The organism is Psychromonas ingrahamii 37 (assembly GCF_000015285.1).
In the GTDB taxonomy this organism is placed as follows: domain Bacteria; phylum Pseudomonadota; class Gammaproteobacteria; order Enterobacterales; family Psychromonadaceae; genus Psychromonas; species Psychromonas ingrahamii.
On sequence record NC_008709.1, the window covers coordinates 176,364 to 194,731 of the forward strand.

15 protein-coding genes are annotated in these 18,368 nt (G+C 39.2%); 10 read left to right on the forward strand and 5 right to left on the reverse strand.

Features of this window, described 5'->3' with window-relative positions:
• Window positions 1-27: 27 nt before the first annotated feature.
• The gene (locus PING_RS00740) at window positions 28-519 is read right to left on the reverse strand and encodes a TRAP transporter small permease (RefSeq protein WP_011768564.1); all 492 of its coding nucleotides are present in this window, start codon (window positions 517-519) and stop codon (window positions 28-30) included.
• A 284-nt stretch (window positions 520-803) separates the two neighbouring features.
• On the opposite strand from PING_RS00740, the gene PING_RS00745 reads away from it, so the two are divergent.
• The 5 genes from PING_RS00745 to PING_RS00765 all read left to right on the forward strand — a co-directional run bounded on the left by PING_RS00745 (window position 804) and on the right by PING_RS00765 (window position 8,038).
• Window positions 804-1,778, forward strand: coding sequence for a TRAP transporter substrate-binding protein (locus PING_RS00745; RefSeq protein WP_011768565.1), 975 nt, complete (start codon window positions 804-806; stop codon window positions 1,776-1,778).
• 166 nt (window positions 1,779-1,944) lie between these two features.
• Window positions 1,945-3,129, forward strand: a complete 1,185-nt coding sequence (gene uxuA / locus PING_RS00750) for a mannonate dehydratase (protein ID WP_011768566.1) — start codon at window positions 1,945-1,947, stop codon at window positions 3,127-3,129.
• A 225-nt stretch (window positions 3,130-3,354) separates the two neighbouring features.
• On the forward strand, window positions 3,355-3,552 hold the full coding sequence (locus tag PING_RS00755; RefSeq protein ID WP_011768567.1) for a hypothetical protein: 198 nt from the start codon (window positions 3,355-3,357) through the stop codon (window positions 3,550-3,552).
• A 343-nt stretch (window positions 3,553-3,895) separates the two neighbouring features.
• Window positions 3,896-4,663, forward strand: coding sequence for an FCD domain-containing protein (locus tag PING_RS00760; protein ID WP_041765721.1), 768 nt, complete (start codon window positions 3,896-3,898; stop codon window positions 4,661-4,663).
• Between the two features lie 1,113 nt (window positions 4,664-5,776).
• Complete coding sequence (locus PING_RS00765; protein WP_011768569.1) at window positions 5,777-8,038, forward strand: glycoside hydrolase family 3 protein; 2,262 nt, start codon at window positions 5,777-5,779, stop codon at window positions 8,036-8,038.
• 2,012 nt (window positions 8,039-10,050) lie between these two features.
• On the opposite strand, the gene PING_RS00770 is transcribed toward PING_RS00765, so the two are convergent.
• Window positions 10,051-11,034 carry an IS30 family transposase gene (locus PING_RS00770; RefSeq protein ID WP_011768570.1) on the reverse strand — a complete coding sequence of 328 codons (984 nt, stop codon included), beginning with the start codon at window positions 11,032-11,034 and terminating at the stop codon, window positions 10,051-10,053.
• Between the two features lie 34 nt (window positions 11,035-11,068).
• On the opposite strand from PING_RS00770, the gene PING_RS00775 reads away from it, so the two are divergent.
• Both PING_RS00775 and PING_RS00780 read left to right on the forward strand, forming a co-directional pair.
• Entirely contained in the window at window positions 11,069-12,688 is a 1,620-nt protein-coding gene (locus PING_RS00775) for a putative bifunctional diguanylate cyclase/phosphodiesterase (protein ID WP_011768571.1), read from the forward strand.
• Window positions 12,689-13,207: 519 nt separating this feature from the next.
• On the forward strand, window positions 13,208-13,429 hold the full coding sequence (locus PING_RS00780) for a hypothetical protein (protein ID WP_011768572.1): 222 nt from the start codon (window positions 13,208-13,210) through the stop codon (window positions 13,427-13,429).
• A gap of 153 nt (window positions 13,430-13,582) precedes the next feature.
• Here the strand turns inward: PING_RS00780 and PING_RS19685 are convergent, their stop codons facing one another.
• The 3 genes from PING_RS19685 to PING_RS00790 form a co-directional block, all read right to left on the reverse strand.
• Window positions 13,583-13,735: a DUF4113 domain-containing protein gene (locus PING_RS19685; protein WP_083761706.1), complete on the reverse strand. Its 153-nt coding sequence runs from the start codon at window positions 13,733-13,735 to the stop codon at window positions 13,583-13,585.
• A gap of 63 nt (window positions 13,736-13,798) precedes the next feature.
• Complete coding sequence (locus PING_RS00785) at window positions 13,799-15,196, reverse strand: DEAD/DEAH box helicase (protein WP_011768573.1); 1,398 nt, start codon at window positions 15,194-15,196, stop codon at window positions 13,799-13,801.
• Window positions 15,190-15,759: a hypothetical protein gene (locus PING_RS00790; RefSeq protein WP_011768574.1), complete on the reverse strand. Its 570-nt coding sequence runs from the start codon at window positions 15,757-15,759 to the stop codon at window positions 15,190-15,192. Before PING_RS00790 ends, PING_RS00785 begins: the two co-directional genes overlap by 7 nt.
• A 332-nt stretch (window positions 15,760-16,091) precedes the next feature.
• On the opposite strand from PING_RS00790, the gene PING_RS00795 reads away from it, so the two are divergent.
• The 3 genes from PING_RS00795 to PING_RS00805 all read left to right on the forward strand — a co-directional run bounded on the left by PING_RS00795 (window position 16,092) and on the right by PING_RS00805 (window position 18,356).
• Complete coding sequence (locus PING_RS00795; RefSeq protein WP_011768575.1) at window positions 16,092-16,316, forward strand: helix-turn-helix domain-containing protein; 225 nt, start codon at window positions 16,092-16,094, stop codon at window positions 16,314-16,316.
• 151 nt (window positions 16,317-16,467) lie between these two features.
• Entirely contained in the window at window positions 16,468-17,154 is a 687-nt protein-coding gene (locus PING_RS00800; protein WP_269571553.1) for an HsdM family class I SAM-dependent methyltransferase, read from the forward strand.
• The gene (locus tag PING_RS00805; protein ID WP_011768576.1) at window positions 17,154-18,356 is read left to right on the forward strand and encodes a restriction endonuclease subunit S; all 1,203 of its coding nucleotides are present in this window, start codon (window positions 17,154-17,156) and stop codon (window positions 18,354-18,356) included. Before PING_RS00800 ends, PING_RS00805 begins: the two co-directional genes overlap by 1 nt.
• Window positions 18,357-18,368: the final 12 nt, after the last annotated feature.

Below are 18,368 nucleotides of genomic sequence, written 5' to 3' on the forward strand. Positions count from 1 at the left end.
TGTGTTTTTCAGTAATTAATATATTAACTATTGCGCTGACGTAGAGAAAAGTTCTTTTATTTTGCCGCCAGCAAAAACGAAAGAATAAAAAACCATTAATAAGCCCGAAATGGGCAGGCAGAAGTAAACATACCCCATCTGCAAACCTAGTGCAGGTGTAACTTGCCCTACTGACAGTGTTTTCAAGGCAAGACCTGCGCCGCCATAAACTAAAACAACTATGGCAAATGTAGAAATTGCAATTTCTATTACTATTTCATTTATTATTTTTCTTTTCCCGGTTAACTTTCTAGTTAGCAAATCAATAGCTAAATGGCGCTTAGCACCACTTGTGTAAGCTGCACCAATAAGTGCTACCCACATGAATAAATAACGGGCTAACTCATCTGTTACTGTGCTTGGCTCGCCAATTACATAGCGCGAAAAAACTTGCCATATAACACAAAAAACTAAGAATGTTGATAGAAATATGGTAAAGGCCGCCAACCCCCGATTTATAAAAGTAATTACTTTGCCCATTTATTATCTTCCTGTTATTAATTTTATATTTTCGGTTAACCAATTTAAAGCGTTAACTCGAATATTCTAGATGACCCGTGAAGTAAGGAGCCTAATATAGATGATTGAGAGATAGCCTAATGTGACATAGGTCACGTCCCAGTTGGTCGACCAATCAAGGGGGTTTATTTGTGATATAGGTCAACCAATTTACATTTTTGGTTTGACTATAATATATTATCGGTAAATAATCATTTTGTCTTGGAGCCCCTGGGCGATAATTAAAATTATTATGGAGTAAATAAATGAATATTCGTAAAAATATACTAACGACGGTTATTGGAACAGCATTATTTATTGGTCTATCTGCATCATCTATAGCTGCGACAACCTTAAAGTTAAGCCATAATCATAATCGCGATCATGCCGTGCATAAAGCGATGACCGCAATGGCAACAGAAGTTAAAGCGGAAACAAAAGGTGAAGTGATAATTCGTATTTACCCAGATGCTCAATTAGGTACGCAGCGTGAATCAATGGAGTTATTGCAAAATGGTGCACTTGATTTAGTAAAAAGTAATGCGGCAGAGCTGGAAGCATTTTCATCTGACTACTCAGCATTCAACTTACCTTACTTATTCCGTGACAAACAGCATTTTTATAACGTGCAAGAAGGCGCTGTAGGTGAAGATATTCTGGAAGCTTCTCGGAGTAGTGGTTTTATTGGTTTGACTTATTATGATGCAGGAGCTCGAAGCTTTTACGCTGGTAAACCAATTAATAGCCCTGAAGACTTAAAAGGTCTAAAAGTTCGTGTTCAGCCTAGCCCTTCTGCAATTAACATGGTGACAGCGCTTGGCGGTAACCCAACTCCATTGGCATATGGTGAGTTATATACTGCACTGCAACAAGGAGTGGTGGATGCTGCTGAAAATAACATTCCATCATTTAGCTTAAGTGGTCATGCTGAAGTATCTAAATTTATGACCTTAGATGAGCACACAATGGTGCCTGATGTATTGGTTATTTCTACTAAAGCATTTGATGCAATGACACCAGAAAACCAAAAAATTGTTAAACAAGCAGCGCTTCACTCATCGCAATTAATGAAAACACTTTGGGCTGAATCAGAAACTAAAGAGCGTACTAAAGCAGAAAAAATGGGTGTTACATTCATTAACCCTGATAAAACACCGTTTATGGAGGCTGTTCAGCCGATATATCAGCAGTTAACTCCTGAAATAACCGCGTTAGTTGAGCGAATTAAAGCAGTTAAGTAAAAATATTTGCCAGTGATGGTTATCTATTTAACTCAAATCCAGTGCTTCTTACCGAACCGAAATAACATATAACTAAGTTTCGTGTAATAAGTGTTTTTAATTAATCGGCTGTCTCCTCAATAAATTTTTCTTGAGGAGAGCTGTTATAAATAATGAGGTAGTTGTAATGGAACAAACTTGGCGTTGGTATGGCCCAAATGATCCCGTATCGCTAAATGATATTCGTCAAGCAGGCGCAACGGGTATTGTTAATGGGTTGCATGATATCCCAAATGGGCAGGTGTGGGGTAAAAAAGCAATTTTAGCCCGTAAGGAAATTATTGAAGGAAGTAGTTTAACTTGGTCGGTGGTTGAAAGTGTCCCTGTACATGAAGAGATTAAAACGCGTACAGGTAATTATGCAACATGGATTGAAAATTATAAGCAAACGCTTATTAATTTAGCTGAATGTGGGATTGACACTGTTTGCTATAACTTTATGCCGGTGCTTGATTGGACACGGACTGATCTTGAATTTGAGATGGAAGATGGATCGCGCGCATTACGTTTTGATCAAATTGCTTTTGCTGCATTTGAATTGCATATTCTTAAGCGTCCGAATGCAGAAAATGATTACAGCGCAGATGAGCAGCTTCAAGCTAAAGTCTATTTTGATAATATGTCTGAGGCACAAATCGCCAAATTAACTGCGAATATTATTGCGGGTTTACCGGGTGCTGAAGAAGGTTACACACTTGAGGAGTTCCAGGCGCAATTAGATCGTTATAAAGACATAGATAAAGAGACATTACGTAATAATTTAGCCTTTTTTTTAAAAGAATTAATGCCAATTTGTGAATCATACGGGTTGAAATTGGCCATTCATCCAGATGATCCACCACGTCCTATTTTAGGCTTGCCACGTGTCGTTTCTACTATTGATGATATCAACTGGTTAACTACACAAGTACCAGAAAAAATGAACGGTATCACGATGTGTACGGGCTCTTACGGTGTACGTGGTGATAATGATTTAGTGAATATGATCAAGCAGCATGGCGATCGAATTTACTTCACGCATCTACGTTCGACACAAAGAGAAAAAAATCAAAAGAGTTTCCATGAAGCAGCGCACCTTGGCGGTGATGTGGACATGTATAACGTTGTGATGGAATTACTCAGAGAAGAGCAGCGCCGTGAAAAATCAGGTAATATCCGTTTGATTCCTATGCGTCCTGATCATGGTCACCAGATGCTTGATGATTTGAAAAAGAAAACCAATCCAGGTTATTCGGCTATAGGCCGTTTAAAGGGATTGGCTGAAGTACGTGGTTTGGAAGTCGGTTTGAAACGCGCTTTTTTTAATAAATAATTGCAAGTTATCTACCAATATAAATAAAAATCCGAACAAAGTCAGCCTCGGATTTTTATTTTCCTAGCAATCAATATAATCCTGTACTTATTCTGTTCTGATGATCATTCTTATTTATTCAAGCGACGATAAATAGGATTCATAAAGCAAGAGAATAAAGGTAGTAAATTTCAAATAAATCAATCAGTTGCATTAACTGTTAACTATTTTATTTAGAGGAATAATATGAGAAATGTCACAATCGACGAAATTAAAGTAGAGGGCTGTAAGTTAGGCGATCTACAAATTATTGAAACGCTGATGTCATTGGCGATTAAAAAAATGCTAGGAGAGCATGAACTAAAATTGAACTGTTTTTTAAAAGCGGTACTTGCAGAACGCCATGGACTATCTGAACTTGACCAGATTGAAAAGCAGATCTAAAATAAAATAATGGCTTAATTATAAGCTCATCTTTAATCAATAAAACCGATAATTTGTGCTGTAGATCTTCTGGCCATATTGGTATTTTCTATGAATAAGCGGTTGTTAGCTTATGCTGTCCATCCTTAACGTATTGTAAATATCGCAATTGAAGCTCTTTTTGTGTTTTTATAACACATTGTAATTGAAAGGATTATAGCGATAACAATGGTTAACTAGCGCATAGCCATTAAAAAATCCTGGCGGGTATTTTTTAGTCTTTTTATTGGTTGACCAAAGTATTGATCTGCTATCGATAAATGTTATGATAGTTGTCGGGTATGCCAATAGATGGAAGATTATTATGAATGCAGTTGTAACACCTCAAAAACGTCTTTACCAAAAGATTGGTCAAGGTTTAAAAGATCGCATCGTTAGTGGAGAATTCGTTGTCGGTGATCGCCTTCCTCCAGAAAGAGAAATTGCTGTGCAATGCCAAGTGAGTCGTTCAGTAGTACGGGAAGCTTTGATCATGCTGGAATTACAAGATGTAGTGGAAGTAAGGAAGGGCTCGGGTGTTTATATTATTAATCAACCAAAGGAAGATATTGATGCAAAAACCGGTACCAGTGAATCTGATGATGCAGGTCCCTTTGAAATGTTACAGGCGCGACAATTACTAGAAAGCCATATAGCAGAATTCGCGGCAACTCAAGTCACGAGAAATGATATTTTTCGTTTGCGTAAAGCGTTACAAATGGAGCGCCAGCAAATTGAAGGTGCAAGCTTCGATTATGATGGCGATAAAATGTTTCATATGGCGATTGCCGAAGCTACCCAAAATAAGGTGCTGGTAGATATGGTTGAAGATTTATGGGTACGTCGTCAAAACAGCTCGATGTGGCTCCAATTACATGCGCGTATTGTCAATCAAAATTACCGCAAAGCCTGGCTGGAAGATCATGAAAAAATATTGCTGGCTTTACAGCACCGAGACGCCAGTGCTGCAAGAGATGCGATGTGGCAACATCTTGAAAATGTTAAGCAAACATTACTGGAACTATCTGATGTGGATGACCCTCTATTTGATGGTTTTTTATTCAGCAATAATCCAGTGGTCTCGTTGGCTTAGCCCTCGCTAACAGAAACGATTGAACCTGATAAAGACAGATGATACTAAATTAACTGCTACTCATTGAGAAGTTATCTGGTATGTTGAGGAACACTTATTCAAAATATTGAATAATTCTGGCTTAAATATTTTAGATCAGCAGGAAGCAGATATTGAGACCCAATAATATTTATGCATCTTTCAGAGGAGCTCAATTAAACTCAGGTCAAGTGTGATAGGTCGGTAAATAAACAAGCGTGATATTTTTACTTTTCTCATTAACAGTCACTGTCCTAAACAATTTACTCCTATGTGTACTGGGATTCTCTCAAACAATATAAATTCGTTGCGAAAAATCCTGATCCTTATAAAAAAATCAACTATAACGAGCACATCTTTGTCGACGTGGGTTCGGAAGAATAAGCCCTTGTTTTCGAATTGAAAATCCAAGTAGATCAACCCATCTTACGGCAACCCAACGCGTCCTATCCTGTGGCTTTCTCGGTATCTTATCTACAATTTTTTGATATATAAGCGCAGTTCCAAGTCAAAGAAAAGGCATTAGGATGTGCACTAACTCTAGGTGTGCGCCTGATAACGCCTTGCTTGAAATGCCAAAATTCTTTGTTAAGGCGTATCTATTTTACTCATCCCCCTAGCGTAAAGAGAAGATAACCTCAACAGCTTCCATGCAGCCGCTCACCTTGCGGATCATGTTGATATGTATGGTAATGGCGGTATAAATCTTGCCGTTAGCCGCAGCGGACTTTATAGAGGAGATGCTGCTGACTCTAAAAGGGGTTTATCTAACCCACATTCCAAACCTGATTTTAAAAAAAATTTTGTTGTTAAAATGCTCAGCAAATGAAAAATAAAGCCTATTAAATCAATTGGTTATTTTTGGATAGGAGTCTAGGACATGAAATACCCAAGCTTAATTGGTTGACCTAATGCACGTGATTAAAATAATTTCCGTGATGAAGCACTTTAATTTGTAATTTTTATGATTAAACCTACCAGTTTAGATCAATTGATTGACCGGGATCGGTATATTAACAATAATTGGTTAACCAAATGTTTATTCTTGTGTATAGTCCAGCGCACAATCAATGATAGCAATACGGAGTTTTATCCATGAAGAATAAAATGAACAAAGTCTTCTCTGTTACCCCGATCGCTCTGGCAGTCTTTCTCGCCGGTTGCAACAACGATGTAATAGAGACCACGCAGGTCGTTAAGGCTGAGTTTGCACAGACCAAACTCGATGCGCGCGGAGTTGATCTTATCAGCACCGACGGTTACCAGTTTAAAGATCTTAATAAAAACGGAATATTGAATGTTTATGAAGATTGGCGTAAGACAGTAGATGAGCGGGTTGGCGATCTGGTTTCTCAGATGACGCTCGAAGAAAAAGTCGGCATGATGCTGATTGATACGATGAACGCTGCGGCTTATGGTTCGGTGAACGGCACTCACGTTGATTATATCGAGCAGCAGAAGATGACCCGCTTTATCTTCCGCAACGCGATCCTGCCTCAGAACGAGGTTGACGCTCTTCCTATTGGGGAGCGTGCGCCAGGAGGGGATATTGTCACAGGTCGCGCCAGCGCATCGATCAGCCCCTCGGAAGCCGCTCAATATATGAATATCGTGCAGGAGTTAAGCGAGTCTACCCGTCTGGGTATCCCGGCGCTGTTTAAATCCAATGCGCGTAACCATAACGATCCTAATGCCAGAGCCGGCATTAACGTTTCTGCCGGTGCCTTCTCCGAATGGCCGAAAGAGGCGGGTCTGGCTGCTACCCGAGATATGGAGCTGATCGGCGAGTTCGCCCAGATTATGCGCACCGAGTGGAATGCAATCGGTCTGCGCGGCATGTACGGTTATATGGCAGATCTCTCCACCGAGCCGCGCTGGTACCGGGTACATGAAACCTTTACTGAAGATTCTGATCTGGCTTCTGAAATTATGACGGTGCTGGTCAGTAACCTGCAGGGTAAGGAGGTGACCCCTAGCAGTGTCGTCCTGACCATGAAGCACTTTCCTGGCGGCGGTCCGCAGTTCCTAGGGTTAGATCCGCACTACATGGCGGGTCAGCATCAGAGCTATCCGACTGGCAATTTTGACTACCATGTTAAGCCCTTTAAAGCGGCGATCGATGCCGGTGTTGCGGCGCTGATGCCTTATTACGGTATTGTCGGTGGCGGCGAGTGGTCACTGAGTAATCCGGACGAGACTAACTTGGATGTGGGTGGCATACAACTTGCCGAGGTTGTCTCTGATCGTGTCCAAGATACAGTACGTGTCCCGTATAACGGATACAGCACGACCGAGGGGACGCCTGCCGGTAATGTCGGAATAGCCTTCTCCAAAGGAATTTTGTCGGATCTGCTGCGCAGGGATCTTGGCTTTAGCGGTGTGATTAACTCCGATACCGGTATTATCGGAGAGACCAACAACGGTCTGTCTGATACTGACACGATTCAAAACAACCGCGCCTGGGGTCTGCAGGACAAGGACAAGTCTGAACAGCTGGTTGTGGCTATCGAAGCGGGCACCGATGTGTTCTCCGGTTTCCACAGTAATTCTGAGGTTCGTACTCTGGTCGAGCAGGGCCTGGTTTCTGAAGCGCGTATTGACGAGTCGGTTAAACGTTTGCTGAAAGTGCAGTTTGAGTTGGGGCTGTTTGAAAATCCTTATGTGGATCCTGTACGTGCTAATGCCATTGTCGGTAACGCATCATTTCAGGAAAAAGCTCTGCTGGCACAACGTAAAGCCGTTGTACTGCTTGACAATAAAGTCGCGGAAGGTGCAGTAGAAGCAATTCTGCCGCTTCCTGCAGCCGCTAATCTCTATACTATGGGAATGGACAGCGGGGTCGTTGAAGGTTACGGCTATACTGTGACTAATGGTGATCTAGAAGGTGAACGTCCGAGCGCAGCAGAAAGTGATTATGCGCTGATCCGTGTACGGGTAACCAATAAAGACACCGGCTTGTTAGTGTTCGGTGGCGCGGACTTTAAAGAAGTCGATGTGCTGGACTTTACCGGTATGGCGGCTGCGGGAACCTGGGATATCACCCCGTCTCTGACAGATATCCAGGCGGTGATGGCCGAAGTTGGTGCCGAAAATACCGTGCTTTCGGTGTACTTCCGTCAGCCTTTTGTAATGGATGAAGCCAGCGGCCTGAAAGACGCCGGTGCTATTCTAGCGACTTTCGGCTCTAAGGATAATGCGCTGATGGACGTTGTTACTGGTGGGTTCAATCCAAGTGGCAAACTGCCGTTTGCACTGGCTAACAGCAGTCAGGCGATTATCGACCAGGCGTCTGACGCACCGGGTTATGCTGAAGCAGATACGCTGTATCCATTCGGTTTCGGTCTGAGCTACGAGTAACGAGTAACGCTGAAAGGTAAGCTTGTTTAATAACGGCGCCAGAAATGGCGCCGTTTTTTTTGCCCAGCGGAAGCTGGCAAACCCGCTCACTTACAAGATAGTGAGATCACCCTGACTAAGGGGAAGATAATAGGAATGGCAAGGGTGTTATTGGCCAACGATGGGCTGCCAGCCTAAGGAGTTGTTGCCAGAGTTCTACTTTGCAAGCTGTCCTTCATAGTTTGCAATAAAACTAATTTCGCCACCTAAAAACTCAACAAACTTATTGAAAAGAGATCGGATTTAGTGAGTTAATTTAATTGGATAATCGGACCTGAAATAGAAAATAACGGTTGATTTTTACACTTTCCCTGCACACACATTTCAATTTAACTTTTCCCGCTTACTTGTTCTGCGTAAACACCTCAACTTTCTAACATAGAAAGAGGCACATACATCGCCTTAGATCTTTCGCAATGATACTACCTCATTTGCGTTCGTTTTCTCCCAAAAAATCGTAAAGGCATCGGTGCTATGGTCCCTTAGAACTTTACACTTTACACTTTGTACTTTGTACTTTGTACTTTACAATACTGTAAAATGTAAAATGTAAAATGTAAAATGTAAAATGTAAAATGTAAAGTGCAAGGTGTATTATCCAATTTAATCACTATGAATCAACAAAATAAAAAACCCAGCACTTGGCTAGGTTTCGGGTAGATAGATGAATAAATCAGGTGTTTTAAGTCGGGGATTTAGAGTTTATGTCTCACTAGTTCCGGGCAGACAATACCGCTCTAAATGGTATTCCTGCATCGATTTTTTAGGAATCATTCATTATTGATAAGAACCGCTGAAAAGCTAATAACGCTTGAGCATCTGTTAAAGTGGACTTCTTCGATCAACAAATAAAAGAATTGGCTGTGCGGTTTAGGTGGAGTGGTTCACTTAGCACTTGGCTGGGTCGATAGTTTCTTTTCTAGTTCTTCAATTCGCTTCTTTGACTGCATTAAGTCATACTTAAGAGAAACCGTATTTACAACACTACCTTCATTTAGCATCTCGGAAGCCATTAGATAAAACTCTTCGACCGTTTTACCCTTGCTTTTTGTGATGCTCCTTTGATTAAACGATCTAATCTAATTATGGCAAACGTTGACGCCATTGGGGAGGGGCGTCCATCACATCACATAGCGCCTTACAAAAAAAGTGGCCAAATTCACTTAGGCACTACAACTCTCCCTTCACGGGGAAAAGCAAGCATAGTACGATCTAACTTTTACGCTACAGAAATCAAGAAAAAATGGCAGATAAGAACCCTCCATTTGGTAAGTCGCATTCAAGTAACGTGTAAAATACTGCTTATGGAATAGTAGTTACTTCTAAAAAACGGCCTTTAGAATCGAATACTGACCGCTGAGAGGTTTTAAGAAGCCTCCCTTTATGTTCACTAAATCCCTTAACAATTTCACAGCATGTCTCGTATAGCTTATAATTCACACATTGAATATTCAGTTGAAAAACATTATTTTTGATAAGAGGTTATCCAAGCTAAAGGATAGAATGGTAAATGCAGCGATATTAATACCTATTCTGAGAGCATAAAATAGCAATTTTGAAGTGTTGGGACACCAATACAAGAAATGAGGACTTTTTTATCAAAGGTTATAGAATCTGTTTTACTGTAAGTAATAATAAAATTTTTTAATAGATGATTGCAAGAAAATTAGGCAACAACAATACATTTAAAAAACGTATACATTACTTATAAATATGAAGGGTTAATATTATGAGTTTGGATGCCAATAAAAAACTGCTCTTTGAACATCAAAAGGCGGAAAAGCTGGCTGCTGAATTAGTCATTGCCAATAAAAAATTGTTATTTGAGCATGAGGAAAAAGAAAAACTGGCTGCTGAGTTAATCATTGCCCGTGAATTTCGTATTGCCGCCATCATATTTGAATCTCAAGAAGGTATGCTTGTCACAGATGCGAATAAACATATTCTTCGTGTGAATAAGGCCTTTCCCACATTCAACTTGGAAGTGCACCACATATTTCATTATAGATTTCAAAAGGTGTCTTGTAACCTAGGCACTTTCTTGGTCTTGAGTTTAGTATGTTTTCTATCTCTCCTATTCGCTTATGAGAGACTAAAGCAAAGTCAGTTCCTTTAGGTAGAAATCGCCTAATCAAACCATTCACTTGCTCTACAGCTCCTTTTTCCCAGCTATGGTAGGCTTGGCAAAAATAAGATTTACAGTCTAATTTTTCGTTAACTTTTAAGTGTCCGGCGTTTTCTGAACCATTATCATAGGTTACCGAGCAAACAAAATCATTAGGGTGATTTGCCAGTTTTTTTATCAGTGCATTTTTTGTGGCTAATGCTTTTTTAGAACTTAATTTTGTTATATGTGACATTCGAGTTACTCGCTCAACCACGACATTCAATGCAAGCTTTCGTCCCTTCGACTCTATAGAATCACTTTCCCAATGGCCGGGGATTGAGCGATTATCTATTTCTTCAGGGCGCTCTAATATACTGGTTTTTAAACTGGTTTTAGCCACGTATGCCCGACTTGGATATTTCATTCTACGACGCTTATGTTTCCTAGGGAGATAAATAATAAGCTCTTTAGCCTCTTTGTAGATATATTGATAGATAGACTCATGGCAGATATATTTCTCTTCGCCAGTTAGCTTTAAACGGCCTGAAATAAGCTCAGGAGTCCATCCTATTTTTAACTTATTAATCACATACTGTTTCGTTCCTTCATTGCTTAACCTCCCTTTAGTTACTCTTCTACGCATTCTCATTGCATAGTAACGCTGAGCTGAATGAGGGTAATAAGTAGGCACATAATACTGCGATTCATTTCTTTTGACTTCCCTGCTTATTGTCGTATGAGATCTGCTTAATAAATCTCCAATCTTTCGAATTGACATTTTTCTGTAATGAAACCAATTAAAAATTAACTTTCTTTCATGCAAGGATAGGTGTGAATATTTTTGTCCCATAATATGCCTCCAAATTAACTAAAGAATAGTTTAAGTGGTGCACTTCTATGTTGAACAAGGGTTTACTCGCATTTCAGGCTACAGTGCAGAAGAGGTTATTGGACAGACACCCAAGCTCTTTAGCTCAGGCCGACAAGACAAAGTGCTCTATAAGGCGATGTGGAACAGTATCAATACCACCGACGCATGGGAAGGTGAAATCTGGAATCGCCGCAAAAACGGTGACACCTATTTAGCGCATATGACTATTGCCTCAGTGAGAGACACGGGCAAGATGATCTCTAATTATGTTGCTACGATCACCGATATTACCCTAAACAAAGCCGCCTCAGAAAAAATCAATAACCTCGCCTACTTTGATCAAATCACTCAGTTACCAAATCGTCTTTTGTTAGTTGATAGGCTTAATCTCGCCCTAGCTGAAAGTGCGCACAGTAACCATCATGGTGCATTACTATTTATTGATTTAAACCAGCTTAAAATCATCAACAACACCCACGGGTACAGTGTGGGAAATTTACTGTTAAAAGAAGTAACTGCTCGCTTAACTCAGATTGTAAGAAAAGCTGATACCATCGCCCGATTAAGCGGTGATGAGTTTGTAATACTTTTAGAAAAATTGAGTGAGCGAGACATTGAAGCTAACACCGAAATCCAAAATATTGCTAAAAAAATTATTTTTTTATTAACTCAACCTTACCAGCTCAATATGCACAAATATCGTGGCACCATCAGTATCGGCGCAACAATATTCAATGGGAATGAATTTGCATCGGAAAAACTGTTAAAGCAAGCTGATATTGCTATGCATCAATCTAGGCTCGCAGGGCACAATCGCCTTTGTTTCTTTAATCAAACAATGCAAGAGGCTATTACAGCCCGTGCCGAGATGGAACATGAACTACGCGAAGCGATTGAACACAATCAATTTCAGCTATATTATCAAATACAGGTTAGCAGTTCTGGTCAAGCATTAGGGGCTGAAGCTTTAATCCGTTGGCAACATCCAGAAGATGGTTATATTTCCCCCTTTAACTTTATCCCTTTAGCCGAAGAAACAGGACTTATTTTACCAATAGGGGAATGGGTATTAAACACAGCCTGCGCTCAACTTAAAAAATGGCAAAAAAAACCACTGACACAAGATCTTGTACTCGCCGTTAATGTAAGTGCTCTACAAATTCATCAAGAAGACTTTGTAGAGCAACTAAAAAGCATCCTGCAAAAGCATGAAATCACCCCTGAACGACTTAAACTAGAACTAACTGAAAGTATGTTGGTAGAAAATGTCAGTGGCATTATTACCAAAATTAATACACTGAGAAAAATAGGTGTTTTATTCTCATTAGATGACTTTGGTACGGGTTATTCTTCTTTACAATATCTTAAAAAATTGCCCATCAATCAATTAAAAATAGACCAGTCATTTGTGCGTGACCTTCTCACGGATACCAATGACAGAGCGATTGTACGCACCATCATTACCATGTCACATAATTTAGGTATTAACGTTATTGCCGAGGGTGTAGAAACGGTAGAACAAAGACAATACTTGTTGAGTGAAGGCTGTATGAATTATCAAGGCTATCTATTTAGTAAGCCCGTACCAATTGATGAGTTTGAAGCGTTGATTTTTCGTTTAAGTGACACCTAATTTTAAACAGTGAGGGTTACCAATGTTACAGAAAGTCCAAACTCACTATTAAACAGCAATCACTATACGAAAGCGCAAGTTTACTCAATTGCTTGAGCATCCGGGGCCTAACCTAATTACCAAAAAATCAACAGAAAAGTTATCTGTAAAGAGTGCTTTTTAAACTTACCAGGGGTCGATTATAGAGACCATTTTTTGTTTTATAAGGCGCTTTGGGGGCGAAAGCGCCTCAGCGAAATAGTTTAAGCAGTGCATGAATATTCAATGACTTTGTTGGTAAGAGACTTTGATTTTTCTCCCAGATGTGAGAAAGCTGCCGCACAGTTGGTGACAAAAAGAATGGAACTCTCCAAATTTAACCACCGCCTCTAGTGTTTCTGGCAACTTTAGGTCGGTCATTTGAGAAACTGGGAAAAGAAGGGAATTTTAAAAGCACAGTTTTCAATTAATAACGGCGATCTAGGTTGCGTATGCTAAATAAATATAATATCTTTTTCTCAAATCAAACTAAATATAGATATGACAAAACATTTTTTAGATAATTCTAACGTAATCGAGTTCTTATGCGAAACTGCCAATAAATTTGTGGAAGAGAAATTCGGAGATGACGGTTACTGTGTTGATGAAGAAGGATCGGGTTACACCGAAGAAGCACAAGAATATTTCGACGATACATATGATAAAATTGAGGGTGACCTGAACGATATGTTGGGGGTTTATAGAATTGAGGACGATGAGTGAAGTATGTTTTATCTCATAATGCTCCTAAATTGAGAGAATGTTGCTTGGTGTTAACTGAGCATTGAAAAAAATACTCTTAATTTCACATAACCCCGTTATATAACACTTCAGAAGGCTACCTAAATGGTGGTTTTTTGTATCTACCCATACTGATCAACAATATATCTTAGGTATATCATGCCATTTGATTGTGTATTGCGGTGTTAAAAATTGTCGGCGCATAGCCCACTTTTCATCGATTCCTTGACTGGCGAGTAGCGCGGTATCAGTACCGTATTTTTGATTAATATTATCCAGCACTTTCACTAATCTATTATCACTTTTCTATTCGCTAGCAGCCAGTCGCATAGAGGATTCAATAATCATCAACTATATCGGGCTAAACGCTTCAATCAGTTTTTCTCTAAAGCCACCAAAAGATTCAAGATAAGCAGGGGTATAGTTTTTTTTATTTTCTGATGGTGCATCGTTTAAATTGTCCGAGAAAGCTCCATCATCGAATAATGACATCATTAATGGTGGTTTCAAGTCAGTTGAAGATGAAGCTGATTTTTTATTAGCAGTAGTTATATCAAATTGCTTAGCAATAGCATTACCGCGTACTAAGACATTAGAATCAGGCAATTCTTGATCTATTCGGTGGGCAAATATACTTAACTTTTCTTCAGCAAAAGTGAACAACCAAGCCTCCTGATTTACAGCCTCATTTACTCTTAAAATTCGACCTAAAACTTGTCTGAAATACAGCTCAGTTTTAACCCGGCTTAAATGGCAGCAAACCTGTAATCTGGGTATGTCCGTACCTTCTGCAACCATGCCAACACTGACAATCCACTCTGTATTACAGAAACGAAAATGTTTGATTCGTTCAGCTGCATCCGGCTCTTTATATGTCACAATAACGGCGGTTTGCTGGAACTGTTCAGTGAGCATTTTCAATATCTGCTGTGCATGTTCCACCGATGAAGCAACAATGAGTCCGCCTGCATCTTGGTTAAACTGCCTGATTTCAGCGAGTTTATTACAGCCTTTTTGCAAGATATATTGAATAACTACCTCATGACAGATTAAATCCTGATAAGAAATTAAAGGTGCTTTTAATAAATCATGCAGTGAGTTAAAGACTTTCGTTTCTTGCTCTTTGGTCGTCACTGATATTTCTTCGTTATCAATTAAAACGATTTTGGGGTTTCTGCAAACGCCATCATCGACAGCTTGTTGTAGTGAATAGGTGTAATCACATTGAATTTTATTATCGGGATCGCTGTAATTAGCAAGCGCAATGGGGATGAGATCCGATCGCCAAGGAGTCCCGGTTAGCGCTAAAGTATACGCAGCCTGTTCTTGAATGTGTTGCACTATATCCTGCCCCCAGGCGTTCGCATCATCAAATGAGGAGCCTGAGCAGTGATGGATCTCATCAAACACCACTAACACTCTATTATTCTTAATAATCTTCCAGTTGTCTTCGTTAAAAAACCGCATGTTCTGATAGGTATAAGAGCAACCAATAGCGCCAATAACACCATCGAAATTACAATTGAGTCGACGTGCAAAGGTATTCTTAATCCCTTCAGCCACAGTAATCGATGGCGAGAAACATAAAACAAAATCTATTTGCTTTGTGTCAAACAAATATCCTGCAACTTCAGCGGCTAATACGGTTTTCCCGGAAGCGGGTGTTGCTAAACATAAAAAGTGCTTACTGATTTCTAAATAATGATTTTTTGCTGTGGTTAAACATTCTTGTTGCCAAGCTCTTAGCATGGTTGATATCCCGTGACCGTATAACCCAGTAATTTTTGTAACGCATGCACTTTGCCAAGAAGTTGGACGGATTGATTTTTAGTTTGCAGTTGGTGCTGCTGAAGTTTTTCTTTTAATTCCGGAAAGCGACTAGAAAGGCGCTTGTATTCATTTACTTCTTCAATGCTTGCGTTTAAATCAATTTCATAAGTCATCAGCTCTTTTTCTAGCAAGGCTTTGTAATTGATGGTTTTAGGCGCTTGCTTAATGATTTTTGGAGAAGAACTTTTCTTTTGTTTATCACCCCGTTTCATCGGAACAATCGTAGAGGCAAAGAACTTCTCTGTTTTTGAATATAAAACATTTTTTATTCCGTCATCAACAAGGTCCGTTCGCTTTAATAGTCCTTTATCTACACCACGTAATAATTGACGGTAGATAAATTTTCTAGCCTCTGTTGAATCCGTAAATTCAGCATGTTCATGCAATAGAGCGTCTTTAGCTGCTATCACAGAGAAGTCATTCATTTGCTTTATCACCAAAAGAGAATGCAAAAAAACATTCATATTAACTTTCTGACTCATTATTAGACCTTTATTAAAACAAGCTGATTATTTCTTGTGTGACTGGATTGCTCTGCAAGCGGAGCAATTATTCATTAGTTACTCTGGAATATCAATAGTTAAAATCAGGGTAAATCCAGAAATCACAAGTCAGTTTTCATATTTCATCTTTAACCTTAAAGCATCTTCGTTAACTGCTTCTTGTTTCAGATATACGAAAAAAGTAGCTATATCTTTGTAAGTTATTCAGTACTAAGAATTAAATAATTATCATCTATCTTTAATTGCTCCTTAAGCGGAGCATTTTTTGCTCTGCGAGATGGGAAGATGACGCTCCACTAACGGAGCAGTAAATGAATACCATTGGTAAAAAAATTCGAGAAATTCGTAAGCAACGAGGATTAACACAAGAGCAGTTGGCTGCCGCATGCTGTTTGTTAGGTTTTGATCTTAGTCGTAGTACGTTAGCTAAAGTTGAATCTCAAAATAGGCAGGTAACAGATTATGAAATTAGATATTTTGCTCAAGCATTAAAAGTGAGTGAAGGAGATTTTTTTATAAATAGCGAGCAAAAATAGTTACACTGTAACTATTTTGTGGCGTAGAAGTACCGATTTAACCCTTTTCTTAGTACTCCTCCAACTTCTGAAACTCCTCCAAATCAGCATTTGGTATCAAATATTTAATTATTTCTATTTTGGTTTCGCCTGATATTTTTTATTTTAAGTTTTGGTAAACAAACGACCCAATGTATTACACACCAATACATTGTCTGAAAACCTACAAGACATTCAACCCAGTAATCAACACAGCATAATACTGGCAAATCCACCCTTTGGCGGTAAAGAGCGCAAAGAAGTACAACAGAACTTTCCGATACAAACTGGAGAAACCGCATTTTTGTTTTTACAGCACTTTATTAAAATGCTGAAACCCGGTGGCCGCGCCGCCATTGTCATTAAAAACACCTTTTTAAGTAATACCGACAACGCCGCCATTGCCCTGCGTAAAGAACTATTGGAAAACTGTAATCTACATACGATACTCGACTGCCCTGGCGGCACTTTTATAGGTGCGGGTGTAAAAACCGTAGTGTTATTTTTTACCAAAGGTGAACCCACGTTAAACACATGGTTTTACGAGCTTAATGTAGGCCGTAATATGGGGAAAACTAATCCACTGAACGACAACGATTTAGCCGAATTTATTGAATTTCAAAAAAGTTTTGCTGATTCAGATAAATCTTGGTCATTAGCGGTGAGTGATATAAATCAAGCCACCTATGACTTGTCGGTTAAAAACCCAAATATAGAAGAAGCCGCACCATTACGTGAGCCTAAAGTCATTATTGAAAATATTATCGCGCTAGATAAAGAATCAGAGGCTATTTTAGCTAAGATTCAGGGATTACTGTAATGGAATGGAAAACAGAAAAACTGGGTAACGTTTGTGAAATTATTAAACGTGGTATTGCACCGAAATATGTTGATGAAGGTGGTATATGTGTAATTAACCAAAAGTGTATTAGAGATCATACTGTTAATTATTCATTAGCAAGGCGTCATAATCTAATCATAAAAAGTGTCAATGAAGAGCGATATGTTCAAGTTGGTGATGTATTAATTAATTCAACTGGAACAGGTACCCTAGGGCGAGTTGCTCAGGTGAGAAATATGCCTATAGAGCCTACAACTGTAGATACACATGTAACTATTGTAAGACCTAAAAACGGTTTATTTCATAACGACTTCTTTGGTTATATGCTCATTAAGATCGAGGAAGAGATTACTTCAGCTGGAGAAGGTGCAAGCGGTCAGACTGAATTAGCAAGAACTAAACTACAAAATGATTTTTTCGTTTCATACCCTGATTCAATCCAAGAACAAAAACGCATTGTGGTACTGCTCGACACCGTGTTTGCCGACTTAGAACAAACCCGCACAAAAACCGAACAAAACCTAAAAAATGCCCGCGAGTTATTCGACAGCTACTTACAACAATTATTCAGTAAAAAAAGCGAAGGATGGGTTGAGAAAACATTAAGTGAAATTGCACATGTAGGTACCGGGGGAACCCCGCTAAAATCAACAATTGGATTCTGGGGGGGAGACATTCCTTGGTATTCTTCTGGTGAGTTAAACGACACGTATACATTAGCTTCAAAAAATAAAATTACAGAAGTAGGGTTAAGCGGATCTAATGCGAAATTATTCCCAAAAGGCTCGTTGTTAATAGGTATGTATGACACAGCAGCTTTAAAAATGTCAATTTTAGATCGCGATGGGACATTTAACCAAGCTGTAGCGGGTGTTAAACCGAACCCCAAAATAAATTTAGAATTTATACTTCATTCAATTAACGTTATTAAGCCAGAGTTATTAAAGCTTAGAAGAGGCGTCCGTCAAAAAAATCTCAATCAAAGTAAAATTAAAAATATACCAATTAGGTTACCAACAATTGCAGAACAAATAAAAATTGTCGCTGAAATTAATGATCTAGAAGAAAAAACTAATTTATTGGTAAATATTTATAGTCAAAAAATAACTTCAATAGACGAACTCAAAAAATCGATCTTACAAAAAGCCTTTAGTGGAGAGTTAAGCACAGTGGCTAAGTAATCACCGGTAAAT